The organism is Symplocastrum torsivum (genome assembly GCF_059505465.1).
On record NZ_JCACKQ010000126.1, the window covers coordinates 26,657 to 50,880 of the forward strand.

At 47.7% G+C, this 24,224-nt stretch carries 19 protein-coding genes; 14 read left to right on the plus strand and 5 right to left on the minus strand.

Annotation, left to right across the window (positions count from 1 at the left end):
• On the minus strand, window positions 1-505 hold a 505-nt coding region (locus AC5JL3_RS31485; protein ID WP_496078203.1), incomplete at its 3' end, for a hypothetical protein.
• A gap of 250 nt (window positions 506-755) precedes the next feature.
• Between AC5JL3_RS31485 and AC5JL3_RS31490 the strand changes: the two genes are divergently transcribed.
• Complete coding sequence (locus tag AC5JL3_RS31490) at window positions 756-893, plus strand: hypothetical protein (RefSeq protein ID WP_496078204.1); 138 nt, start codon at window positions 756-758, stop codon at window positions 891-893.
• 66 nt (window positions 894-959) lie between these two features.
• Here the strand turns inward: AC5JL3_RS31490 and AC5JL3_RS31495 are convergent, their stop codons facing one another.
• The gene (locus AC5JL3_RS31495; protein ID WP_496078320.1) at window positions 960-2,870 is read right to left on the minus strand and encodes a two-partner secretion domain-containing protein; all 1,911 of its coding nucleotides are present in this window, start codon (window positions 2,868-2,870) and stop codon (window positions 960-962) included.
• Between the two features lie 214 nt (window positions 2,871-3,084).
• Here AC5JL3_RS31495 and AC5JL3_RS31500 point away from each other — a divergent pair, with 214 nt between their 5' ends.
• The 6 genes from AC5JL3_RS31500 (at window position 3,085) to AC5JL3_RS31525 (ending at window position 11,162) form a co-directional block, all read left to right on the plus strand.
• Window positions 3,085-3,999, plus strand: coding sequence for a lipid kinase (locus AC5JL3_RS31500; RefSeq protein ID WP_496078205.1), 915 nt, complete (start codon window positions 3,085-3,087; stop codon window positions 3,997-3,999).
• A 101-nt stretch (window positions 4,000-4,100) separates the two neighbouring features.
• Window positions 4,101-7,001: a cation-translocating P-type ATPase gene (locus AC5JL3_RS31505; protein ID WP_496078206.1), complete on the plus strand. Its 2,901-nt coding sequence runs from the start codon at window positions 4,101-4,103 to the stop codon at window positions 6,999-7,001.
• Between the two features lie 101 nt (window positions 7,002-7,102).
• On the plus strand, window positions 7,103-8,248 hold the full coding sequence (recF, locus tag AC5JL3_RS31510; protein WP_192218050.1) for a DNA replication/repair protein RecF: 1,146 nt from the start codon (window positions 7,103-7,105) through the stop codon (window positions 8,246-8,248).
• Between the two features lie 268 nt (window positions 8,249-8,516).
• Window positions 8,517-8,738: a helix-turn-helix domain-containing protein gene (locus tag AC5JL3_RS31515; protein ID WP_496078207.1), complete on the plus strand. Its 222-nt coding sequence runs from the start codon at window positions 8,517-8,519 to the stop codon at window positions 8,736-8,738.
• A gap of 189 nt (window positions 8,739-8,927) precedes the next feature.
• A complete protein-coding gene (locus AC5JL3_RS31520; protein WP_496078208.1) occupies window positions 8,928-10,118 on the plus strand; it encodes a GmrSD restriction endonuclease domain-containing protein in 1,191 nt (396 codons plus the stop codon).
• A 6-nt stretch (window positions 10,119-10,124) separates the two neighbouring features.
• A complete protein-coding gene (locus AC5JL3_RS31525; protein ID WP_496078209.1) occupies window positions 10,125-11,162 on the plus strand; it encodes an MAE_28990/MAE_18760 family HEPN-like nuclease in 1,038 nt (345 codons plus the stop codon).
• A gap of 67 nt (window positions 11,163-11,229) precedes the next feature.
• Here the strand turns inward: AC5JL3_RS31525 and AC5JL3_RS31530 are convergent, their stop codons facing one another.
• Window positions 11,230-11,970, minus strand: a complete 741-nt coding sequence (locus AC5JL3_RS31530) for a phosphatase PAP2 family protein (RefSeq protein ID WP_496078210.1) — start codon at window positions 11,968-11,970, stop codon at window positions 11,230-11,232.
• 123 nt (window positions 11,971-12,093) lie between these two features.
• A complete protein-coding gene (gene pdxH, locus AC5JL3_RS31535; protein WP_496078211.1) occupies window positions 12,094-12,738 on the minus strand; it encodes a pyridoxamine 5'-phosphate oxidase in 645 nt (214 codons plus the stop codon).
• Window positions 12,739-12,811: 73 nt separating this feature from the next.
• On the opposite strand from pdxH, the gene AC5JL3_RS31540 reads away from it, so the two are divergent.
• Together AC5JL3_RS31540 and AC5JL3_RS31545 are read left to right on the plus strand one after the other, a co-directional pair.
• Window positions 12,812-13,939, plus strand: coding sequence for an AI-2E family transporter (locus AC5JL3_RS31540; protein WP_496078212.1), 1,128 nt, complete (start codon window positions 12,812-12,814; stop codon window positions 13,937-13,939).
• A 201-nt stretch (window positions 13,940-14,140) separates the two neighbouring features.
• On the plus strand, window positions 14,141-15,403 hold the full coding sequence (locus tag AC5JL3_RS31545) for an FAD-dependent hydroxylase (RefSeq protein ID WP_496078213.1): 1,263 nt from the start codon (window positions 14,141-14,143) through the stop codon (window positions 15,401-15,403).
• 104 nt (window positions 15,404-15,507) lie between these two features.
• On the opposite strand, the gene hisD is transcribed toward AC5JL3_RS31545, so the two are convergent.
• Window positions 15,508-16,842 carry a histidinol dehydrogenase gene (gene hisD / locus AC5JL3_RS31550; RefSeq protein WP_496078214.1) on the minus strand — a complete coding sequence of 445 codons (1,335 nt, stop codon included), beginning with the start codon at window positions 16,840-16,842 and terminating at the stop codon, window positions 15,508-15,510.
• Between the two features lie 203 nt (window positions 16,843-17,045).
• Here hisD and rpsT point away from each other — a divergent pair, with 203 nt between their 5' ends.
• From rpsT to AC5JL3_RS31575, 5 genes are all read left to right on the plus strand, one after another.
• Window positions 17,046-17,369, plus strand: a complete 324-nt coding sequence (rpsT, locus tag AC5JL3_RS31555) for a 30S ribosomal protein S20 (protein WP_496078215.1) — start codon at window positions 17,046-17,048, stop codon at window positions 17,367-17,369.
• Window positions 17,370-17,592: 223 nt separating this feature from the next.
• Window positions 17,593-18,378 carry a TatD family hydrolase gene (locus AC5JL3_RS31560; RefSeq protein WP_496078216.1) on the plus strand — a complete coding sequence of 262 codons (786 nt, stop codon included), beginning with the start codon at window positions 17,593-17,595 and terminating at the stop codon, window positions 18,376-18,378.
• Window positions 18,379-18,688: 310 nt separating this feature from the next.
• A complete protein-coding gene (locus tag AC5JL3_RS31565; RefSeq protein WP_496078217.1) occupies window positions 18,689-18,841 on the plus strand; it encodes a hypothetical protein in 153 nt (50 codons plus the stop codon).
• Window positions 18,838-22,155, plus strand: coding sequence for a DNA-directed RNA polymerase subunit beta (gene rpoB, locus AC5JL3_RS31570; RefSeq protein WP_496078218.1), 3,318 nt, complete (start codon window positions 18,838-18,840; stop codon window positions 22,153-22,155). The genes AC5JL3_RS31565 and rpoB overlap by 4 nt, the downstream gene beginning before the upstream one ends.
• 125 nt (window positions 22,156-22,280) lie before the next feature.
• Window positions 22,281-24,158 (plus strand): DNA-directed RNA polymerase subunit gamma, encoded by a 1,878-nt coding sequence (locus AC5JL3_RS31575; protein ID WP_496078219.1) that lies wholly within the window; start codon window positions 22,281-22,283, stop codon window positions 24,156-24,158.
• Window positions 24,159-24,224: the final 66 nt, after the last annotated feature.

The following is a 24,224-nucleotide window of genomic DNA, read 5'->3' on the forward strand; positions in this document are numbered from 1 at the left end:
GATTCCCGACTGTAATATTGCCGTCTGAGTCAAAAGCGATCGCACCGCCGTTACCTGTACCAGAAGAAGAGTTCAGATTCCCGACTGTAATATTGCCGTCTGAGTCAAAAGCGATCGCACCGCCGTTACCGTTAATCGAGCTAGAGTCAAGTGTCCCAGTACTCGTATTAATCGCACCACCGCTTGTACTCGTGAGGCTAATTCCTCCACCCACTGAAGTGATATTACTAGTAGTAATGTCATTGTTCGCGATCAGATTCACAGAACCACCAGATGAAGCAATATCACTAGTAGTAATATCGTTGCTTGCGGTCAGATTTACCAAACCACCATTCGATGTAATTCCACCTTCCAACTGGATAGTTGTTGTTGTGAGGTTGACTCCGCTAGCAGCCGTCGTCTGAATGTTCTGTAGAGTGGTGATACCTGTCCCAGCTAATTGGGTAAGGCTGTCAGCAGCGATGGGCGAGGTGGCTGTCACATTGTTCGCGTTAGTAATCGTCAAGCCACCTAAACTGGTGTTTCCACCGACAGCATCACTAAAGTTGATATTGCCCGCACCCGCTTCTAGGTTCAGAATTGCTGTTCCCGCGTTGTACTCAACTACATAACCCTGCTGGCGGAGGGTAGAGGCTAAGTCATTCCATGTTTGTGTGTCTATCTGAACGTATTCCGCGTAATCTTCGCCTCCTAGATCTCCGACTGGTGGCTCGTCGTTGCCTGGTTGACCATTCCCCCAGTTGGTGTAGCCAATTTTGGTTCCATCCTCCCAAAATACCGTTCCTGCCTCTGGTCCGGTTACCCATCGCCAAGTGCCTTCTTCTGCTTCGTCACTCGCACCAATCCAAGCACCAAGACCACCCGGAATCCCTAGTGCAGCGCGGCGGAAATAACTATCCAGTTGGACATTGGCTAAAAGGCTTACTGTAAAAGCAATATTGCTTCTGCATAAGAGCCTCCTATCTTCTGCCTTCTTGCACTAGTGTAAAAACTTTGGCATTTTCTGCTTCTGAGGTAATCGTCACCAGATAACCTTGTTGACCTTTAAATGTTCTTTCTTGAGCGGCATTTAGTGCATCGATCCAATTCAAGGGGTCAGCCACATATTCGTAGGTGTGAGCCGCATCCACGGTGCTATTAAACGCGATGTTGCCCCCTGCTGAGTTGATAGTAGTCTCCTCGCTGTAAAGGATGACTGGGCCATCGAAAGTGATATTGCCACCATTTGAGGCGATCGCTTCTCCAGTAAGATTAATCGACAAGGGAGCCGCCAAAATTATTGGTCCACCTGCTGTGGTTATATTCCCTACCGTAATTCTTCCACCTGACGCTTCTCCAACCGAGGTAAACGTTCCTTCTGGCGTGACAAAATCGGGTGGAACATTGGTAGGATTTTGCAGTTCGTCAAAGTCCAATCCTGCCCTCAATATCAGCGAAGGACTACCCGCCAAAATAGCAATATCCGGGTCTAGTCCTGTTAAAGCGGTATCGGCTTGCGTGATTGTGATGTTTCCACCTGTAATGCTGCCTGTTGCTTCTACCTTTAGGGAAGCACCTGTGTAATCACCAAACCTGACATCCCCGATCGCTGTGATAATTGGGTCGTAGAGACTAACAAAATTGCCGCCTTGTCCTGCCAAGTTGAGAATTGAGAAACTTCCACCACTTGAAAAATGAGCATCACCGGAGATAATGCGATCGCTTACTAAACTGAGATTCCCGCCACTGGTAAATGGCGTCTGGTAAAGATGATTCAGTGCGAGAATATCAATTCCCTGATTGCCCTGAATGTAAAGATTTCCCCCGGCTTGGGCGAGGAAAGAATTCGCGACACTATCGCGCACTCGCACGATGTTCTGTGCCAGTAAATTCAAGTTACTAGTCGTTTGTAGCTGACTCTCTACCAATGTCAGGTCATGATTTGCCCAAAGAAATGCATTTCCTACCGTTACACCCTTTGCCACTACATCACCGTTCTCAATCTCTAATCCCGAACTTGTTAGAGCAACCTGATTGCCGTTTACCACAACACCTGTAGCATGACCTGTGTTACCACCCGTCAATAACTCTGCTAAGGAGGCAGGAGTAGGGACAATCTCCCCTGAGTTGCCCCCTGGTGAGTTTGGGTCAGCCGTGATGAGGTTATTGGGTTGAATGTCTAAACTCAGCAGATGTCCTGGTTGAGAAAGACGCACGAGATTTTGCCCTGGCACGGCGGTGACAATGATGTTCCCGTTCGGTGCTGTCAGCTGTCCTGTACTAATAACAGTACCGCCCAGTAACGAGAGATTTTGCCCTTCTCCTACCGCGAGATTACCCGTGTTTAAAATTGCCCCTGGTGTTCCTGTTGTCCCAAAGTTAAAGGTATTAGGTGTGCCGATAAGTGAGGCATAGTTATTAAAACCCACTGCCTGAAACCAGCTATTATCACTAAACCCGATACCTGTAGCAGTCGTAGCGGTAAAGTCAGCAGGGACATTGAGTTGGGCATTTGCGCCAAAAACTATCCCGGCTGGATTCATTAGAAATAAATTGGAATTGCCGCCACTGACTTGCAGCAAACCCTCGATTACTGAAGCCTCTCCTCCTGTAACACGTCCCAGAATATTTACAACGGCTGGGTTGGAAAGAAAGTTAGCGATTTGATGAGAATCTAGACCAAACTGCGTGAAGCTGTGGAAGAGGTTCGTGCCATCAGCCGACGTTGTACCACCAGTGATGTCAAAACGGTTGCCCTCAGGCGTGATGAGAGTACCTGTACCATCTGCCGCTGGGACGATGGGTGTAGCAGCGATTGGTGTAACACTAAGGGCAGTAAAGAGGGGTAGTGCGATTAGCAATCGCCTTATTGTTCTCGCGCCTAATATCATCCGTTTACGGTTGCAAGCCTTAATTTTTGTAACATTGAGCCAGTCTTCATCAAAAATTTTTTCACTAAACAAAGCTCTAGGAAGTATTCTTACCTCAGCCTGTTTTTCTCTCGGTAAAGCATCAAAGTCGAGCTAAGTATCTATAGCTATTGCAGTTGTTTTTCCAATATTTTGTGGGATTATTACAGTACTTTTAACAAAGATGAGGGGCAGCATGAAGCAACGAGTGCTGTTGCTGGTAAATCATCACTCTCGGCGAGGACACGACACTCTTTCCCAAGTGGTGACGCAGTTGCAATCGCTGGGCTTTGAACTTTTTGAAGAGCCAACCGATCAAACCCAGCAGCTATCAGACATTATCCGGAGTTATCGCGATCGCGTTGACATAGTAATCATCGGTGGTGGCGATGGCACCTTAAATGCCGCTATAGAGGGCTTAGTCGATACTCAACTCCCCTTAGGAATTTTGCCATTAGGAACGGCTAATGACCTCGCCCGTACTCTGAGGATTCCCCAATCAATACCCAAAGCTTGCCAGGTAATTGCGGCAGGTCAAAGCCAGCGGATTGATTTAGGAAAGGTTAACGATAAACATTTCTTTAATGTCGCGAGTCTTGGGTTGAGTGTACAAATTACAAGGCAACTGAACAAAGAAGCCAAGCGTGTTTGGGGAGTCTTGGCGTATGCGGTGACGGCGATTCGAGTGATTTGGAAAGCTCGACCCTTTCGGGCTCAGATTCGTCTGCGTGGAGAGTCAATTTCTGTAAAAACTGTACAAATTGCCGTTGGTAACGGGCGCTACTATGGCGGTGGCATGGCAGTGGCTGATGATGCGGCCATTAACGATGAACGCTTGGATTTATATAGTTTGGAGTATCATCACTGGTGGCAGATTTTTGTGTTATTACCAGCCATGTGGAGAGGACGACAGGCTAATTTACAGGGTGTACGTACTCTTCAGGGCAAAGAATTTGAAATTTATACTCGTAAACCTCAGCCGATCAATGCTGATGGTGAAATTGTCACATACACTCCAGCGAAATTCCACGTTGTTCCCAAAGCGTTGGAAGTATTTGTGCCAGATTTCCCGGTGCTTCCTCCGTTAAAAAATATACAACCCGACGCTTGATAAACTAAGCGCAGAGAGGAACCGGGAAAGAACTAGTCTTTGTCGAGGCTTTGGGTTTAAGAATATGATTGATTTCGTATCGTGTTTAAGAAAACATTCCCGTGACTCCATCGACACGTTCAAATTCCTTACCTGATCTGGCAACTCCCTGGTATACCCTAGACGCTGAGAAGACGCTGTCAGAGTTCGGCAGCAACCCAGAAACCGGTCTGACTTCTCAACAAGTACAAGAGCGATTGCAGCAATATGGTTCCAATGAGCTAGAAGAAGCCGCAGGCCGTAGTTCTTGGGAAATTCTCCTTGATCAGTTCAAAAACATCATGTTATTGATGCTGATTGCGGTAGCCCTCATCTCAGGACTTCTAGACCTGTTGGCACTGCGACAAGGGTCATTTGAGGGTATTCCCTTCAAAGATACGATCGCCATTTTGTTGATTGTTATCCTCAACGGTGTCCTAGGTTATCTCCAGGAAAGCCGTGCAGAACAAGCGCTAGCGGCACTTAAAAGCCTTTCTTCCCCCAAGGTTAGAGTGATTCGGGACGGCAGAACCTTTGAAATAGATGGAAAGGAACTGGTGCCAGGAGATATCATGCTTCTGGAAGCAGGGGTTCAGGTGTCAGCCGATGGGCGTCTAATTGAGGAATCAAATCTTCAGATACGAGAGGCGGCACTCACAGGAGAAGCCCAAGCGGTAAACAAGAAGGTAGACATACACCTGAATGAAGAAACACCGTTAGGCGATCGCATTAACTTGGTCTATCAGGGAACTGAAGTTGTCCAGGGACGAGGTACTGTACTCGTCACAGGCACAGGGATGCGGACAGAATTAGGCAAAATTGCCGAAATGCTGCAATCTGTGGAAAGTGAACCAACCCCCTTGCAGCGGCGGATGACTCAACTGGGTAATGTTCTCGTCACTGGCTCACTTATTCTAGTAGCAATAGTCATCGTGGGTGGCATGGCAGCCTCTTACTTCAAGTCGAATAGACTCGATTGGGGTGTCTTGCAAGAGTTGGTGGAAGTTTCTCTGTCGATGGCCGTCGCGGTTGTTCCAGAAGGTCTACCAGCAGTCATTACAGTCACCCTTGCACTAGGAACGCAGCGGATGGTGCGTCGCCATGCCCTAATCCGCAAACTGCCGGCTGTGGAAACTTTGGGAAGTGTCACGACGATTTGCTCAGATAAAACTGGCACACTGACACAAAACAAAATGGTGGTGCAGAAAGTTGCCACCGGGAGACAGACGTTCAGCGTCACAGGTGAAGGTTACGCCCCCCAAGGGGAGTTTAGAATCAACAATCAGCCCACTACACCTGAGCAGAATCCAGAACTACAAACGCTGCTGCTTGCCTGTGTGCTGTGCAATGATGCCCTATTGCAACGTGAAGAACCCCAACGGCAGGAGAATGGCAAAGGTAAGGCGACAAAAAGCTTTGAGAGCGAGTGGGCAATTTTAGGTGACCCGACTGAAGGCGCGTTGCTTTCCTTAGCAGGGAAAGCGGGTTTGGAAAAGGAACCATTGAACCGCCAACTCAAACGGGTTGAGGAGTTTCCCTTTTCCTCAGAACGTAAGCGGATGAGTGTGATTTGTGAAGGAAGTACTCAAAACGTCGCCCGTCCCGCGCAAAATTCACCCTTCATCATGTTTACCAAGGGTTCACCTGAACTGATTTTGGAGCGTTGTACCACCTACCAGCAAGGCGACGCTACCCAAGCACTTAGCAACGAAGAGCGCTCTTTGATATTGGAGCAGAATAACCAGATGGCAGGTGCAGGTTTGCGGGTGTTGGGCTTTGCCTATAAACCTTTGGATACCAAGCCGCCGGAAGGCTCAGATGAAGCGACAGAGCGAGAGTTAATCTGGCTGGGACTGGTGGGAATGTTGGATGCGCCACGTCCAGAAGTGCGGGACGCGGTGGCAAAATGTCGTGAAGCCGGCATTCGGGCAGTGATGATTACGGGTGACCACCAGCTAACAGCACAAGCGATCGCGCATGATTTAGGGATTGCGAAAGTAGGCGATCGCGTTTTGGCAGGTCCGGAATTACAACGCCTTAGCCAGGAGGAACTAGAGCAACAAGTCGAAAATGTCAGTATTTATGCCCGTGTTTCTCCAGAACACAAGCTACGGATTGTCCAAGCCCTTCAGAGTCGTGGTAAATTCACCGCGATGACAGGCGATGGTGTGAACGATGCTCCTGCGCTTAAGCAAGCAGACATTGGTATCGCTATGGGGATTACTGGCACTGACGTGAGTAAAGAAGCTAGCGACATGGTACTCCTCGATGACAACTTTGCCACGATTGTTGCGGCAACAGAAGAAGGTCGGGTTGTTTACATGAACATCCGCCGCTTTATCAAATACATCCTGGGTAGCAATATTGGGGAAGTTTTAACGATTGCTGCGGCACCACTGCTTGGACTCGGTGGTGTTCCCCTTACCCCGTTACAAATCCTTTGGATGAACCTCGTCACTGATGGTTTACCTGCCCTCGCCCTGGCGGTAGAACCGGCGGAACCGGATGTGATGAAACGTCCTCCTTTTAGTCCTCGCGAAAGTATCTTTGCTAGAGGACTAGGCTCTTACATGGTTCGCATCGGTATTGTTTTTGCGATTATCAGCATTGCCTTGATGGTATGGGCTTATAACTATACCCATGCACCTGGTTATAACGGGCCAGGAGGTCCAGATACTTGGAAAACGATGGTGTTTACCACTCTCTGTCTTGCCCAAATGGGTCACGCTTTGGCGGTTCGCTCTAACAATCGGTTGGTGATAGAACTCAATCCCTTTACTAACCCCTATTTGCTCTGGGCTGTGCTTGTAACGACAGCGTTGCAGTTAGCCCTGGTTTACGTTCCGTTCTTACGAGATTTCTTTGGCACTCACTTCTTGAGCTTGCAGGAACTTGGTATCTGCTTTGCCTTTAGCAGCTTACTGTTGGTTTGGGTGGAGCTAGAGAAGCTGTTTTTCCGTTTTTACTACTCTCGTCGCTCTTAAGTCAGTTGTTAGTGGTTAGTGGTTCGTTGTTTGTTATTAGTTGTTTGACCAATAACCAATAACAAACAACCAATAACGATTGACCAATAACCAATGCCAAAATGTATCTAAAAACTCTGCACCTCAGACAATTTCGCAATTATCGGGATTGTGTAGTCGATTTCGATGCCCCGAAGACAATTTTGGTGGGGAATAATGCTCAGGGGAAGTCGAATCTGCTGGAGGCAGTGGAGTTACTCTCAACTCTCAAGAGTCATCGTTCAGTACGCGATCGCGATCTCGTTTTGGAAGACGCGGCTGTTGGTCAAATTCAGGCTAATCTAGAACGTGCCTATGGCCCAGTGGAGCTAGCTTTAACTCTTCGTACTCAAGGACGGCGTACTGTTGCTCTCAATCAAGAATCCTTACGTCGCCAGCTAGACTTTTTGGGCATCCTCAATGCCGTGCAGTTCTCAAGCCTAGATTTGGAACTTGTGCGGGGCGCACCAGAACGGCGTCGCAATTGGTTGGATTTGATACTCACTCAACTAGAACCTATCTACGCCTACATCTTGCAGCAATATAACCAAGTGCTGCGACAGCGTAACGCCCTCCTCAAAAAACTCCGCAAGCAAGAGTTAGAAGGCAAAATTGATGAGTTATCAACCAGAGACTCTATTGACGAACTAGCGCTGTGGGATGCCCAACTCGCAACCACTGGCTCACGAGTGACGCGGCGGCGAGCAAGAGTTCTGGAACGACTTGCCCCACTCGCCACCACATGGCACACCAGTATTAGCGGAGCAACTGAGTTACTAGAAGTAACCTATGCTCCCAATGTCAGCATTGAAAAAGGCGATTCAGAGGGAGTGCAGCAAGCTTTTTTAGACAAAATCAAACAACGCCGAATTCCTGAACATACTCACGGTACAACTCTGGTTGGCCCTCACCGAGATGAAGTTGAGTTTATCATCAACGAAACTCCGGCAAGGTCTTATGGTTCACAAGGTCAGCAACGGACACTTGTACTCGCCTTGAAGTTGGCAGAACTTCAGCTAATTGAAGAAGTCGTGGGTGAACCGCCACTGCTGCTACTTGATGATGTCTTAGCAGAACTCGACCTAAGTCGTCAAAATCAGCTACTTGATACTATTCAAGACCGATTTCAGACCTTGATTACGACAACACACTTGGGTGCTTTTGACTCCCAGTGGCTGAACTCTTCTCAAATTCTTACAGTTCAGGCTGGACAGATTAGCAGTTATTAACCGCTAAATCGCTAATGTCAGACTTACCGAGCCAATTTCGTTTTTCGTTCTTCGGTATTGAGATTGAGGAGTAGAGAATCGCTTCTTTTGTGACAAAACGAGCTAAATAAAGGATGAACAGCCCTTGCTCTAGGCTCTAGTGTTGATACCATAGTAGATACTTCCCCTTGATTGGGGTTTTTGTGCAATTAGCGATCGCTTTAAGTTTGCGAGACCGGAAGCGATCGCTTTTTAATTGACAAGGCATTCTAGTTTAAATTTAAACTCTATGTCAAGAACAGAATTGATAAGGTTGCGGATTAGAGAGTTTGCCGCTAGAGAAGGCTGGACACTGAAGGAGCTTTCTGAACGCTCAGGAGTGTCATATAGCACAATCAAAACTTATGCCGTGTCCCAAGGAATGGTGATGGCTGACTTAGCTGCCCTACGAAAGTTGGCTCGGACGTTTGATGTGTTGATTGAAGATTTGTTGGAGGTAGTGGAGGAGTAAGTGGGTAATCGGGAAAAAAAGCTTAGCAGCACACATTAATAGTATTTCTTATTTGAAATCTTAGTATTCTTTTAGAACGGTTAAAAAATTCCATACATGATAGCCGGGGTGATATCTTTATTCGATGAACACAGCTATTTTTTAAATCTTATAAATATTTTTAATGTTATTCTCTGGAGAATGTAGAAGATGCCGTTAGCGCCAACTGAAGAAAAAATGTGGGAGGTATCACCCTCCAAAAACCGCAGCGAAATGTCTGATGGTGAGATAAACGCCAAATACGAGAAAGGAGAACAAAGAATACTCACCGAAATCAATCGTGAAAAGCTTCCTAACTTTGTGGAAGCATTAAAAAAGCCTGACTATATGGATTTACGACCCTTTTATCAAAGAAGGGCGCGTTGGGATTCAAAAATGCAATCACGACTAATCGAGTCTTTTCTCATAAACATTCCTGTCCCTCCAATTGTTCTTTACGAGACGAAGTTTAACTCGTATGAGGTGATGGATGGTCAACAGAGAATCAGCGCTATTCAGGCTTTTTACGAAAATCGGCTCAAGCTGACTGGACTCGAACTTTGGCCAGAACTGAATGGACGTAACTACGCTGAGCTTCCTGGGAAAATTCGGGCAGGGATTGATCGTCGATCCATCTCATCTATAGTACTTATCACAGAGTCGGCATCTAATCCTGAAGAAGCGCTACTCCTAAAGCAGCTTACCTTCGAGCGCCTTAATAATGGAGGGGTGGATTTAAGTTCGCAAGAGGTACGCAATTGTTTGTATCAGGGAAAGTTCAACTCACTATTGCTCGAACTGGCGCGTCATCCTATATTTACTGCGGCTTGGGGCATCCCTATAGAAGCTTATGAAAAAACAGAGGCAGTATCGAATAAACTGGCTAAAAACAAGTTGTATCAAAAGATGGAAGATGCGGAATTGATTCTTCGTTTCTTCGCTCTGCGGCACGCCGATAACTTTCAGAGTGGACTGGAGAGATTTTTTAACCTCTATATGATAAGAAGTCTGAAGTTCTCCGATGAAGATATCAAGTTCCTCAAAAACCTTTTTTTAGAAACACTCGCTCTAGCTGATACCATTTACGGAAAGACTTTATTCAAGCCCTTTGATCCAGAATCTAACACATGGAAGAATCGCGCTCATAAAGCTTATTATGATGCCGTTATGGTGGGCTTGAGCAGGAATTTACCCAACGCAAATGTGTTAGTTAAGCAGAAGTTAAAAGTGATTGAAAAGACAAAAGAGCTTTTTAGAAAGGATGAATCAAAACTATTGATAGGTGCGGGAAGGACTAAGGCTGATATCCAGGAGCGACTAAGACTATTCGATGACATGCTTTCGCAAGTCATCGGAGAATAAATAGCGATGTTTCAGGAGCTTCTCAATACAGTCAAGGTAAAGACTTCCACTGTCCGGGCGCTCATCCAGACTAATGAGAGGCTTAGAGAAATCGTGTTTGGAAAGGGTTCTGTAACAAGACAGCAATCGGACGAGGACACAGAACTGACCGTACTCATGAAGGGCGTCCCAGGGGTAACGGAGTGGCGAGTGTACGATCACTGTGCAGTGGTTACACATTTGTACGCCATCTATGAACGTTTTGTTGAGAACTTAATCACCGATTGGGTACGGCTTCTGCCGAGTATATTTCCACGTTATGTAGATCTTGAAGAAACAATCCAGAATACTCACCGGACAGGCGTGGGCCGTTTACTGTGTGACCTAAAGAAGAACAGGTTTGAACACCTTTCCATTGACCAGGTTGTTCAAGGTTTATTTCGTGGGGTGACTGGTGAAGAGGAATACGCGCTGCTGCCCGATGCGTTTCTCTTGCACGAGCAGAATTTATGGAAAGGAGTGCTGGAAAAATTGTTAGCTGACGCTGGAATTCAAAATGCTTGGGGCTGGGTGGAGAAGCATAGAGCCGTAAAGCATTTCTTGGAGGTTCGGGTGAGTGAAAACACTGCCGAAGGAGAACTCAATGAACTGATTACCTATCGGAATGAAGCAGCCCACGGCACTGTTATAGACAACTTTCTGGGTTCAAACGCGCTGCTGGAATTATGTGAATTTATCGAGACTTTGTGTCAAGCGCTGGCTGAGTTGGTAACTTATCAGGTTATTGAGCGGCAGAAATCAATAGGGCAGGTTAGAGAGATTGGGCGAATTACACAGTGGTTTAAAAAACCCAGGGCTGCGGTAGCAAACGTTGAGGAAACTACTTTGTCAGTCAGAGGAAGCCTTTTTTTAGTTGGTGAGGCGTATTGCCAGTTCGCTACGATTGAGAGTATTCGGATTAATGACGTTGATCAGGAGACAGTGAAAATAACCAGTGGAATGGAAGTGGGGTTGAAGTTTAATGTAGATGCGAGAGAAGGTTTGCGCCTGTACAAGGTTGAGTGAAATTGTAGAAAGAACTCACCTTTACAGTACCATTTTTAGAACCAATGTAAACCCAGGCACTACCTCTTCACCACTCAACGTTGCTGTAGCAGGATACTGGGTAATTGTCCTTGTGTACTTCCAAATAGAGGATAGCCGTGGCAAGCCAAATCAGTCCTGCTGCGTAGCCTGCCACCACATCCGTGGGCCAGTGAATACCTAAATAAAGCCGACTGAAGCCAATGATTGCAACAAGCAGAATCGTTCCGATCGCAATCCACCACCGCCAGAGAGGAAAGCGAACGGCTAGCAAATAACCCACCAATCCATAAATGACCAGTGACATCATCGCATGACCACTAGGAAAACTAGAGGTGTGGGTTTTCCCCTCAACCAGTTCCCATAATTCAGGGCGATCGCGATTAAACATGAATTTAATCAGAAGATTTAAGCTGACTGCACCAATGGCTGCGATCGCTAACGCCTTAAATTCTGCCTTACGCCGTCGCCTCCAAAACGTTACTCCTAAACCCAGGCACACCAAAGTAACAACCACTGTGCCCCCCACAAACGAGAACCCATGCATCACATAATCGAGTAACGGTGTATGCATGGGCTTAATCGCTAACAGAATATTTGTATCAATTGCTTTAGTTTGCTTCTCCAACACTTCATCGGCAAGTTCAAGAAAGCCCCAAACTGACAAAATAGCAACAATTAATCCTGTAATCGGGATGGTTGTCAGTAGCAAGGGGAATTTAGCATGAACCTGCTCTTGCCAAACACGAACAATTTGCTGACTAAAGCTGCGTCTGTTTTGGGAAGGCATCGTGAAGAGGAGGGAGAAAGCTGCAAAAAGTATAAAAGTTACCCTATCACCTTATCCAGTCCAGATTTCGGAAAATCGAAGCTACGCAAAGCCCTGCTCTTGCTTCCTCGACTTTACTCAAACCTAAGGCGATAGGCGTTGAATTTTCCAACTTCCATCTTCACTACGCTGGTAGAGCAACCTATCATGTAGCCGACTGGGACGCCCTTGCCAAAACTCTATTTCACTGGGGATTACCCGAAAACCTCCCCAATGAGGCGGACGGGGAACTTCTTTGTTGTCGTATTCTTCCTTAAGCTTCTGTAACTGTTGCTCCAATACCTCACGACTTTCAATGACTTGACTTTGATTAGAAGCCCAAGCGCCAAGCTGAGAGCCTATTGGACGGCTATGAAAATACGCATCAGATTCAGCGGGTGAAACCTTTTCAACACGCCCCTCAATCCGTACCTGTCGTTCTAACTCGGCCCACCAAAATGCGATCGCTCCCCAAGGATTCTCGACCAACTGCTGCCCCTTATGACTTTTGTAGTTGGTATAAAAGACAAAGCCCCGTTCATCATAATCCTTCAATAACACGATTCGAGCGGAAGGCTTGCCATCGGCGGTAACAGTAGCAATTGTCATCGCATTGGGTTCTGGCAACTGAGCAGCTACCGCTTGCTCAAACCAGGTTTTAAATTGCTCAAATGGATTGGGATGTACATCCATTTCACTTAACCCTTGGAAGGTATACTCATGACGCAAATTGGCTACGCTTGTGTCCATCTCTTATTTCCTTTGGTCGTTGTTATTGTCTTTCAATTGCACTTGCAAGCTCTAGTTGTATGATTCTGCCTCAATGAGCCGCTACCACAGGGTGTTCTCGATGCGCTTTCCTGCCGACTTTCAACGCCTCTTGGTTCTTGGTCTGAGTGGTCCACTTTTGGCGCTTAATCTCTGGGTTCTGTCGCAAATCTTTCGCTACTTTGAGCATCTAATTACGGTACTCGCGATCGCAGCAATTCTCGCCTTTTTACTAAACTACCCTGTCCGGGTTTTAGAGCGGCTTTGTCGGACTCGAACTCAGGCAGTGATTGTTGTTTTGCTTTTGACATTGGCGCTTTTGGTCATTTTAGGGATGACTCTAGTGCCAGTGGTGATTGACCAAACCACCCAACTGTTAAACAATATCCCAGCTTGGCTAGAAGCTAGTAATGATAATCTTGATCGATTAGACACTTGGACAAAAGCTCGCCGCTTACCACTTGACCTCAAAGGCTTTAGCGATCGCCTCAATGCCCGCATTGAAAGTCAAGTGCAGGTTCTGGCAACTCAAGTGCTTGGATTAGCCCTCGGAACGCTCTCAGGACTCTTAGATACGGTCTTAGTTATTGTCTTGGCATTTTATATGCTGCTCTATGGTGAGAGCCTCTGGCGGGGTTTAGTAGACTTACTTCCTACTCATATTGGTGTACCCTTAGGCGAATCCCTGCGACTAAATTTTCAGAATTTTTTTATCAGCCAAATCTTGCTGGGGTTATTTATGTTTGCCACCCTGACTCCAGCATTTGTAATTTTGGAAGTGCCATTTGCTCTACTGTTTGCCTTACTGATTGGCATAGCTGAAGTAATTCCACTTATTGGCGCAACCCTAGGCATCGCATTGGTTACCCTGTTGGTCATGCTCCAAAATTTTTGGTTAGGGATTCGGGTAGCACTTACAGCTATTTTCATGCAGCAGATTAAAGACAATCTCCTAGCTCCTAAGTTAATGGGTCAGTTTACAGGACTCAATCCTATCTGGATTTTTATCGCTTTACTGATGGGTGGTCAGATTGCTGGATTGTTGGGTGTGATTGTCGCTGTCCCGATCGCGGGGACAATTAAGGGCACAATCGAGATTATCCGCCTTCACCGTAAGCCCCATCTCCTTGCTACCGAAACTGTGGCTCATGAACCCTCCAGCCACATGGAGTCTGAGGAGTGAGGGAACCAGGGATTCTAACGGGTGTAGGTTTTTTGACGCTCTCGCGGCGAGGAAGCCCGATTTAATTTATCCCAATCCCAAATCCCCAATCGGCATATACAGGAAATTGACTACAGCAACACGCAACTTGATCGCTCTAGCTGTAAGCGTCACAATGAAGGAGAGTAAATATTCCTATAGTTTTTTATAAATCTATTGACAATGGCGCTGGAACAACTGATTCAAACTCCCCCAAGCACCCAACAGGGCTTTGATTATGATCTGGCAATTGTCGGTGGCGGCATTGCCGGAGCAACTCTCGCTTGTGCGTTGAAAAACTCTAAGTTGAGCGTAGTGTTAATTGAGGCACAACTGCCCTCTGTAGCAGCAGTCAAGCCACAAGCTTACAATCTTTCTATCCTATCAGGGCGTATTTTTCAGGGAATAGGGGTTTGGAATAAGATTCTGCCTCAAATTACCACTTATCGCCATATTCGGCTCTCGGATGGTGACCATGCAGGTATTGTACAGTTCCATCCTGCTGATTTAGGAACGGATGCTCTGGGTTATGTGGGAGAACACAACATCTTGCTGACAGCGTTACAGGAGTTTTTGGCAGAGTGTCCCAATATTAGTTGGCTATGCCCTGCTGAGGTTGAGGAGGTCGAGTATCAAGGTTCTGGGGTAGAGATTAAGGTGAAGGTGGCTGGTACTTACCGTCAGCTACGGACGCGCTTAGTTGTGGGGGCAGACGGAGTGCGATCGCAAATTCGTACTAGTGCAGGCATTACCACCAAAGGCTGGCAATACTGGCAGTCTTGCGTCACAGCAAGGATTAAAACTGAGAAGCCCCATAACAATACTGCCTTTGAACGCTTTTGGTCGAGCGGTCCAATGGGTGTGTTGCCACTACCAGGAAATCGCTGTCAAGTGGTATGGACAGCCCCTCATGCCGAAGCGAAAGCCCTAAAGGAACTGGATAAGGCAGAGTTTCTAGCGTTACTGGAACAACGCACAGGTGGGCTATTAGGGCATCTGGAACTGGAGAGCGATCGATTTGTCTTTCCTGTACAGTTGATGCAAAGCGATCGCTACACCCAGCCTCGACTTGCCCTAATTGGTGATGCGGCGCACTGTTGTCATCCGGTTGGCGGACAAGGGTTAAATATGGGCATCCGGGATGCTGCTGCCCTAGCACAAATCCTGCAAGCAGCTACTCAGCAAGGTGAAGATATTGGAGATGTACAAGTATTAAGACGCTACGAACGCTGGCGTAAATTAGAGAACTGGGCAATTCTAGGCTTTACCGATGTTCTTGACCGAATGTTTTCCAATAACTGGTTGCCAGTGGTAACGACTCGCCGCTTTGGCTTATGGATACTACAAAACATTCATCCCTTTAAATCTCTAGCGTTACGCTTGATGACAGGGCTGTTAGGGCGTACTCCCCACCTAGGGCAAAGCAGTGGGCAGATTGAGGGATAAACTATAGCGCTTCCTGTGATCGAGAACCGCTATAAATCACCAATAACCAACAACAAATAACACTTTCATCCCACGTCCTTGCTTACGTGGGATGAGTTACTGACTTAATCCTCTAAATCTCCTTCTGTCCGCAAGCGTACAGAATCAGCATGAGATGGTAAACCTTCTGCTTGTGCCAGTGCCTGGATTGCAGCAGAAACTTTATCGAGTGCTGTCGAGGAGTACTGAATCAGACTAGAGTGCTTCATGAAGGTTTCAACACCCAGTGGTGAGGCATAGCGGGCAGCACCGGAGGTGGGTAGAGTGTGATTCGGTCCTGCTAGGTAATCTCCTACAGCTTCGGGGGTTGAATGACCCAAAAATATCGCGCCTGCATGGCGGATTTTTTCGAGTAAGTCCCAAGGTTCAGCAATCTCTAGTTCCAAGTGTTCTGGTGCAAATTCGTTGGACAGTTCAGCTGCCACCTCCAGAGAATCAACAATGACAATGAGACCGTAGTGAGCGATCGCTTTTTCTGTCAATAGCCGACGTGGATGGTCTTTGAGTTGCCATTCGACTTCTTTTTGCACTTTTTTTGCGAGTTGGGCATCAGGTGTCAGAAGAATCGCGGCTGCCATTGGGTCATGTTCTGCCTGCGCCAGTAAATCAGCGGCAATATGAACAGGATTGGCAGATTCATCCGCAATCACTAGCACCTCAGAGGGACCTGCCAGAGAGTCGATTCCCACAGTGCCAAAAACAAGTTTTTTAGCAAGGGTAACATAGATATTTCCTGGTCCCGTTATCACATCAACCTTAGGAATTGTTTCGGTGCCGTACGCTAAAGCCGCGATCGCTTGTGCCCCACCAACTCGGTAAATCTCTTGAATACCCGCTTCTTGAGCTGCCACCAAAACAGCCGGATGAATCGCTTTATCCGGGCCTGGTGGCGTTACCATTACAATCCGAGGAACCTTGGCGACTTTCGCGGGGATGGCGTTCATTAAGACGGTACTTGGGTAGGACGCTCTACCACCAGGAACGTAAATGCCTGCTCGATCTACCGGGGTATAGCGCTTGCCGAGTACTACATCATCATCGTCAAATTGCACCCAAGACTTGGGAATGCGCTGCTGATGAAATGCTTCAATTCGTCGCGTCGCCAACTGTATGGCGTCAAGTAATTCCTTGGACACCTGTTGGTATGCCGCATCCAGTTCTGACCCACTGACGCGCAGTTGTTCAGCACTCAAGATTTGCCGATCAAATTCTTCTGTGTAGTGCAAGAGTGCTTTGTCTCCTTGGCGCTGTACCGCCTGGAGGACTTCCCGCACCGTTGATTCTTTATGAACAATTTGGTCTTGAGGAGTGCGATTGGCGTCGGTAGCTCCTGAAAGGCGATCGCAGATTCGTCGCAGTTCAGTTTGTGCCTCAGCCTGCTGAGTAATGATTCGCAGCATGGAGTCAGAGTGCCCATCATTAGGTATTACCCGTCCCAGGTCTACAAGCTCATCCACTAAGGAGAGCGCATCGTACCCGGACTCACTTCTATAGCTTAACCTGGATTTTTCTGGGGTTGTGATCCTTTTAATTCAAAATAGGTGCTATATTTGTTAGTCTGGTATTTTGTATTTTATCGAAAGCAAGCTTTCTAGAGACTACTGTGGCTAATAGCAAGTCCGCGCTCAAGCGTATAAATATCGCCGAACGTAATCGAGTTCGCAACAAAACCTATAAGTCAGCGGTGAAAACGCTGATGAAGAAATACTTTGCCGCCGTAGACGAGTACGCGCAACAAAAGACTCCCGAATCACTAGAGCAAGTAAAAAGTCGAATGGCTGATGCCTATAGCAAAATCGACAAAGCTGTAAAGAGGGGAGTGCTGCATTCTAATAATGGGGCACGCAAGAAATCTAATTTGGCAAGGTCGCTCAAACGGGTAGACTCTCAACTCAATCCATCAGCAGAAGAGTCCACAGCCTCATAAGCTATTGCCCTAGCTATCATAGAGTTAGGGCGAGACTACAAAAAGCGATAGCGAAGCGCTGCTGCGTTAGCGGAGCGGCGCTGAAAGAGCTAGCGCAGATCGCGTCTATAAAAAAAATCGCTCTTCGAGGATGCAAAATTGGAAACAGGGAGTATCTACCCTCAAACGCCGACTTGCTTATCCGTCACAAGCCCTTAAAATCTAAAGACAGCAGACTGTGCCGATGCAGCTGATCGACACTCATGTCCATATCAACTTTGATGTCTTCCAGTCAGATCTGGAAGCGGTACGGCAACGCTGGCGCGAAGCTGGCGTTGTGCAATTGGTACACTCCTGTGTTGAACCGGAGGAGATAGATAGTATTAAAGCTCTGGCTGACCAGTTTCCTGAGCTTTCATTTGCTGTAGGCTTGCATCCTCTAGATGCCCAGAAATGGACACCTCAGATGCCAAGCCAGATTTTATCGTTAGCGCGTTCAGATCAGCGAGTGGTGGCAATTGGGGAAACTGGCTTAGATTTCTTCAAAGCGGAAAATCAGCAAGAGCAAAAAGCTGTATTTGAAGCGCAACTAGCGATCGCCAAAGAACTAGATTTGCCCGTCATCATCCACTGCCGTGATGCTGCTGTGGCGATGCGAGACTTGTTACAGTCATTTTGGGAACACAACGGACGAGTTAAGGGTGTAATGCACTGTTGGGGCGGTACACCAGAAGAAACCCAATGGTTTTTAGATCTGGGTTTTTACATTAGCTTTAGCGGTATTGTAACCTTTAAAAACGCTACGTCCATCCAAAACTCTGCTCTCATGGTGCCGAGCGATCGCCTTCTTATTGAAACGGATTGCCCGTTTTTGGCTCCCATTCCCAAGCGAGGTAAACGAAATGAACCTGCCTACGTCCGCTATGTTGCCGAGTCTATCGCTCGTCTGCGGAATGTCTCTTTAGAAACCCTTGCACAAGAGACTACGCAGAATGCCTGTAAACTCTTCAGTCTTACCCTGCCCATATGAGCCTGTTGTCAATACCAAATCCGGTGCCTAAAGACACAGCTTGCTCCAATTAAGTTTCTCTGCGTCATAATAATATTAAGAAGAGTTACTATGAACAGATCTGTACCTGCGCCTACCAAATTGCTGCCACTGCATTCTCTCCAAACGCACCCTAGGCTTACTTATCACCTTAGTTACTGGTAAAACTTACCATTTAATATCCTTTTTTCTTTGAATAGTGAACTCATAGTTTGAGACAGTAGTCATTTCCACCGATCATTTGGTTGCTGATACAAGCAAAAAACTGAAATTCTCAGTTGCTAGACCTCTGTTGACTCTTGAAGAGTCAATCGTCTGGCAGCAAACGAGCTATATATTCAGTATCGCCTATCCTTTGGGATTGAATCCCGCTTCAGTAAGCGGGGCACTACCCTTGGCTCGGATTATCACCGACGCTGACTCACCTGTAACAGGAGACGCATGAACCAGATTTACACCACCCCCGCTCAGAGCTACACTGCCCCCAACTACATGTTGCCAGACTTGGTAGAAATTCAGCGTTCCAGCTTCCGCTGGTTCCTGGAAGAGGGGTTGATCGAGGAACTCAACAGCTTCTCGCCAATTACCGACTACACCGGTAAGATGGAGCTGCATTTCTTGGGCAAAAACTACAAGCTCAAGCGGCCTAAATATGACGTAGATGAAGCGAAGCGGCGTGACAGCACCTATGCCGTCCAAATGTATGTTCCCACACGCTTGATTAACAAAGAAACTGGCGAAATTAAGGAACAAGAAGTCTTCATCGGCGACTTGCCCCTGATGACTGATCGAGGCACGTTCATCATCAACGGTGCTGAGCGCGTGATTGTGAACCAAATCGTTCGCAGTCCTGGAGTCTACTACAAGTCTGAAACCGATAAAAACGGACGCCGTACCTATAGCGCTTCCCTAATTCCTAACCGAGGAGCATGGCTGAAGTTTGAAACCGACAAAAACGACTTAGTGTGGGTACGCATCGACAAAACCCGCAAATTGTCCGCTCAGGTACTCTTGAAAGCGCTGGGACTCTCAGATGGGGAGATTATCGATGCGCTTCGGCACCCAGACTACTATCAGAAAACGCTGGATAAAGAAGGCAATCCTAGCGAAGAAGAAGCGCTGATGGAACTCTACCGCAAGCTGCGTCCCGGAGAGCCACCCACAGTCAGCGGTGGTCAGCAGTTGTTAGACTCGCGCTTTTTTGACCCGAAACGCTACGACCTCGGTCGAGTCGGTCGCTACAAAATCAACAGGAAGCTACGCCTGAACGTTCCGGATACAGTACGGGTGTTGACCCCCCAAGACATCTTGGCGGCGATTGACTACCTGATCAACCTGGAATTTGACATTGGTAACACCGACGACATTGACCACCTAGGTAATCGTCGAGTGCGCTCCGTCGGCGAGTTGCTGCAAAACCAAGTCAGAGTCGGACTCAATCGTTTGGAACGGATAATCCGGGAGCGGATGACGGTTTCCGATGCTGATACTCTCACCCCGGCTTCCTTGGTAAACCCAAAACCCCTAGTTGCTGCCATCAAGGAATTCTTCGGTTCGTCTCAGCTATCTCAGTTCATGGATCAGACGAACCCCTTAGCCGAACTGACCCACAAACGGCGTCTGTCGGCCCTTGGTCCTGGCGGTTTGACACGAGAACGGGCTGGTTTTGCCGTGCGGGATATTCACCCCTCCCACTACGGACGAATTTGCCCAATTGAAACACCAGAAGGTCCAAACGCGGGTCTGATTGGCTCTTTAGCAACTCATGCACGAGTCAATTCCTATGGTTTTATCGAAACACCGTTCTACCCAGTGGAAAATGGTCGCGTACTCAAAGACCGAGCGCCATCCTACATGACGGCTGATGAAGAAGATGACCTAAGAGTCGCACCGGGAGACATCCCGATGGATGAAGAGGGTTATATCTTAGGTGAATCTGTGCCAGTGCGTTATCGGCAAGATTTCACGACCACAACACCTGACCAAGTGGACTATGTGGCGGTGTCACCCGTACAGATTATCTCTGTCGCGACCTCTTTGATTCCCTTCCTAGAACACGATGATGCTAACCGTGCCCTGATGGGGTCAAACATGCAGCGACAAGCTGTACCCCTGTTGCGACCTGAGCGTCCCTTAGTGGGAACGGGGTTAGAAGCTCAAGCGGCAAGGGACTCCGGAATGGTTGTGGTGTCACGCACGGATGGGGAAGTCAGCTATGTAGATGCTCGCCAGATTCGTGTCAAGGACAGTAGTGGTCGTGAGATATCTTACGAGATCCAGAAGTATCAGCGCTCCAACCAAGATACCTGTTTGAATCAGCGACCTCTGATATTTGAGGGCGATGATGTAGTTACAGGTCAGGTTATCGCTGACGGTTCTGCTACCGAAGGCGGGGAACTGGCGCTAGGACAAAATATCCTGGTGGCTTACATGCCGTGGGAAGGCTACAACTACGAAGACGCTATCCTCATTAGCGAACGCCTGGTGATCGATGATGTTTACACCAGTATTCACATTGAAAAGTACGAGATTGAGGCGCGGCAAACCAAACTGGGTCCAGAAGAAATTACTCGTGAAATTCCTAACGTTGGGGAAGATGCCCTACGTCAACTGGATGAAACGGGAATTATCCGCATCGGTGCTTGGGTAGAAGCAGGTGACATCCTGGTTGGAAAAGTAACGCCTAAGGGTGAATCTGACCAGCCACCGGAAGAAAAGCTGCTTCGAGCCATCTTCGGGGAAAAAGCCAGGGATGTCCGAGATAACTCGCTACGAGTACCGAATGGTGAGAAAGGGCGCGTTGTTGATGTCCGGGTATTTACCCGTGAGCAAGGTGATGAACTGCCCCCTGGAGCCAACATGGTGGTTCGAGTCTATGTTGCTCAAAAGCGCAAAATTCAAGTCGGCGACAAGATGGCAGGACGCCACGGCAACAAGGGGATTATTTCCCGGATTCTGCCTGTAGAAGATATGCCCTACCTGCCAGATGGGACAGCATTGGACATTGTACTCAACCCCTTAGGCGTACCCAGCCGGATGAATGTCGGTCAGGTCTTTGAATGCTTACTAGGATGGGCGGGTGAAACCTTAGACGTTCGGTTTAAGCTGACACCATTTGACGAAATGTATGGGCAAGAGTCATCCCGAAGCACAGTACACGGCAAGCTGAAGCAAGCCAGTGAGGAAACTGGCAGGGAATGGTCATTTGACCCAGAACAACCTGGGAAAATCACAGTCTTCGATGGTCGTACAGGCGAAGCCTTTGACCGACCGATCACTGTGGGTAAGGCTTATATGCTGAAGCTGGTTCACTTGGTGGATGACAAGATTCACGCTCGCTCAACAGGCCCCTACTCACTCGTAACCCAGCAGCCATTGGGTGGTAAAGCTCAGCAAGGCGGTCAGCGCTTTGGAGAAATGGAAGTGTGGGCGCTAGAAGCCTTTGGTGCCGCTTATACACTGCAAGAGTTGCTGACGGTGAAGTCAGACGATATGCAGGGTCGTAATGAAGCACTAAATGCAATCGTCAAAGGCAAAGCGATTCCCCGGCCCGGTACTCCTGAATCCTTCAAGGTCTTGATGCGGGAACTCCAGTCTCTAGGCTTAGACATTGCGGTTCACAAAGTAGAAAACGCTGAAGATGGTACCAGCCGTGATGTGGAAGTTGATTTGATGGCAGATGCAGACCGCCGTCGGACACCAACTCGACCAACGTATGAATCCTTGAACCGCGAGGAACTCGAAGAGGATGAAGTCTAATTAGTTATGGGTTGTTCGTTGTTAGTTGTTAGCCGGAACAACGGTGATGTGCAACTAACAACGTTCACGACTAACCAACAAGTTCTTCAAAAAACAAACAACAAAAAACAAACAACGAAACACTGATGAGACATCAGCTAGAACAGCGGTTTGACTACGTCAAAATTGCGATCGCTTCTCCAGAACGCATCCGTCAATGGGGAGAAAGAACTCTCCCCAATGGTCAAGTAGTAGGCGAAGTCACCAAACCGGAAACCATTAACTATCGGACGCTTAAGCCCGAAATGGATGGGCTTTTCTGTGAGCGAATTTTTGGACCTGCTAAAGACTGGGAGTGTCATTGCGGTAAATACAAGCGGGTACGCCATCGCGGCATCGTCTGTGAACGTTGTGGTGTAGAAGTTACCGAATCCCGTGTGCGGCGGCACCGGATGGGATACATCAAACTAGCCGCACCCGTTGCTCACGTTTGGTATCTCAAGGGTATCCCCAGCTACCTCAGCATTTTGATGGATATGCCCCTGCGAGATGTTGAACAGATTGTCTACTTTAATGCCTACGTTGTTCTCAATCCTGGTAACGCTGAGAACTTGAGCTACAAACAGCTACTCACCGAAGATCAGTGGCTGGAAATTGAAGAACAACTCTACAGCGAAGATTCTCAACTGACCAACGTTGAGGTAGGGATTGGAGCCGAGGCACTACAACGCCTATTGCAAGATGTCAATTTAGATGCCGAAGGCGAAAAACTTAGAGAAGAAATTGCCAGCGCGAAAGGTCAAAAGCGGGCAAAGCTGATTAAACGTCTACGGGTAATTGACAACTTCATCGCTACTGGTTCTCAAACGGATTGGATGGTGCTGACGGTAATTCCAGTCATCCCACCCGACTTGCGCCCAATGGTGCAGCTAGATGGTGGTCGCTTTGCGACATCAGACCTCAACGACCTCTATCGGCGAGTAATCAACCGTAACAACCGACTTGCCCGCTTGCAGGAAATCCTAGCTCCAGAAATCATTGTCCGTAACGAGAAGCGGATGCTCCAGGAAGCTGTGGATGCCCTAATTGATAACGGACGGCGTGGACGCACGGTTGTTGGAGCAAACAATCGACCCCTCAAATCTCTCTCTGACATCATTGAGGGTAAACAAGGTCGCTTCCGGCAAAACCTACTGGGTAAACGGGTTGACTACTCTGGACGTTCCGTCATCGTCGTTGGTCCTAAACTCAAAATCCACCAGTGCGGTTTGCCCCGCGAAATGGCGATCGAGTTATTCCAGCCCTTTGTCATCCATCGGTTGATTCGCCAAGGTTTGGTCAATAACATCAAAGCTGCCAAAAAACTCATTCAGCGAGGCGATCCCAGTGTGTGGGATGTTCTAGAGGAAGTGATTGCGGGTCACCCAGTCATGCTTAATCGTGCGCCGACGCTCCACCGCTTGGGTATTCAAGCGTTTGAACCAATTTTGGTAGAAGGTCGAGCGATTCAACTACACCCCTTGGTCTGCCCTGCCTTCAACGCTGACTTTGACGGTGACCAGATGGCGGTGCATGTGCCTCTTTCTTTGGAAGCCCAGGCAGAAGCTCGCTTGTTAATGTTGGCATCCAACAATATCCTGTCACCCGCAACAGGTCGGCCAATTGTTACCCCTAGTCAGGATATGGTTTTGGGATGCTATTACCTGACAGCCGAAAACCCTGTATATCCAAAAGAAACGAAGCGTTATTTTGCCAACCTTGACGATGCGGTAAAAGCCTATGAGCAAAAGCAAGTAGATTTGCACGCTTATGTCTGGGTACGCTTTGACGGACTCGTAGATTCAGAAAAGCCAGATAACGAGGTCATCTCAACTGAACGTCTGGGCGATGGTACTGTCATGAAAGTCTACAGAGAACGGCGAGTCAGAGAAACGGCTGAGGGAGAGTTACTCTCCCAATACGTCCTCACAACTCCCGGTCGGATTGTCTACAACAAAGCGATTCAAGATGCGCTGACGAGCTAAAAAGTTGATGAGAGGGTTAGTAGCGAGTTGGATGTGATTGGGAAGCAGACGTTTTATCCGCTAACC

Bases quoted from the DNA above. Each gene is read 5' to 3' on its own strand.
- AC5JL3_RS31495 (WP_496078320.1), bottom strand. From the start codon at position 2,870: ATGATATTAGGCGCGAGAACAATAAGGCGATTGCTAATCGCACTACCC.
- AC5JL3_RS31500 (WP_496078205.1), top strand. From the start codon at position 3,085: ATGAAGCAACGAGTGCTGTTGCTGGTAAATCATCACTCTCGGCGAGGA.
- recF (WP_192218050.1), top strand. From the start codon at position 7,103: ATGTATCTAAAAACTCTGCACCTCAGACAATTTCGCAATTATCGGGAT.
- AC5JL3_RS31515 (WP_496078207.1), top strand. From the start codon at position 8,517: ATGTCAAGAACAGAATTGATAAGGTTGCGGATTAGAGAGTTTGCCGCT.
- AC5JL3_RS31520 (WP_496078208.1), top strand. From the start codon at position 8,928: ATGCCGTTAGCGCCAACTGAAGAAAAAATGTGGGAGGTATCACCCTCC.
- AC5JL3_RS31525 (WP_496078209.1), top strand. From the start codon at position 10,125: ATGTTTCAGGAGCTTCTCAATACAGTCAAGGTAAAGACTTCCACTGTC.
- AC5JL3_RS31530 (WP_496078210.1), bottom strand. From the start codon at position 11,970: ATGCCTTCCCAAAACAGACGCAGCTTTAGTCAGCAAATTGTTCGTGTT.
- pdxH (WP_496078211.1), bottom strand. From the start codon at position 12,738: ATGGACACAAGCGTAGCCAATTTGCGTCATGAGTATACCTTCCAAGGG.
- AC5JL3_RS31540 (WP_496078212.1), top strand. From the start codon at position 12,812: ATGAGCCGCTACCACAGGGTGTTCTCGATGCGCTTTCCTGCCGACTTT.
- AC5JL3_RS31545 (WP_496078213.1), top strand. From the start codon at position 14,141: ATGGCGCTGGAACAACTGATTCAAACTCCCCCAAGCACCCAACAGGGC.
- hisD (WP_496078214.1), bottom strand. From the start codon at position 16,842: ATGCTGCGAATCATTACTCAGCAGGCTGAGGCACAAACTGAACTGCGA.
- AC5JL3_RS31560 (WP_496078216.1), top strand. From the start codon at position 17,593: ATGCAGCTGATCGACACTCATGTCCATATCAACTTTGATGTCTTCCAG.
- rpoB (WP_496078218.1), top strand. From the start codon at position 18,838: ATGAACCAGATTTACACCACCCCCGCTCAGAGCTACACTGCCCCCAAC.
- AC5JL3_RS31575 (WP_496078219.1), top strand. From the start codon at position 22,281: ATGAGACATCAGCTAGAACAGCGGTTTGACTACGTCAAAATTGCGATC.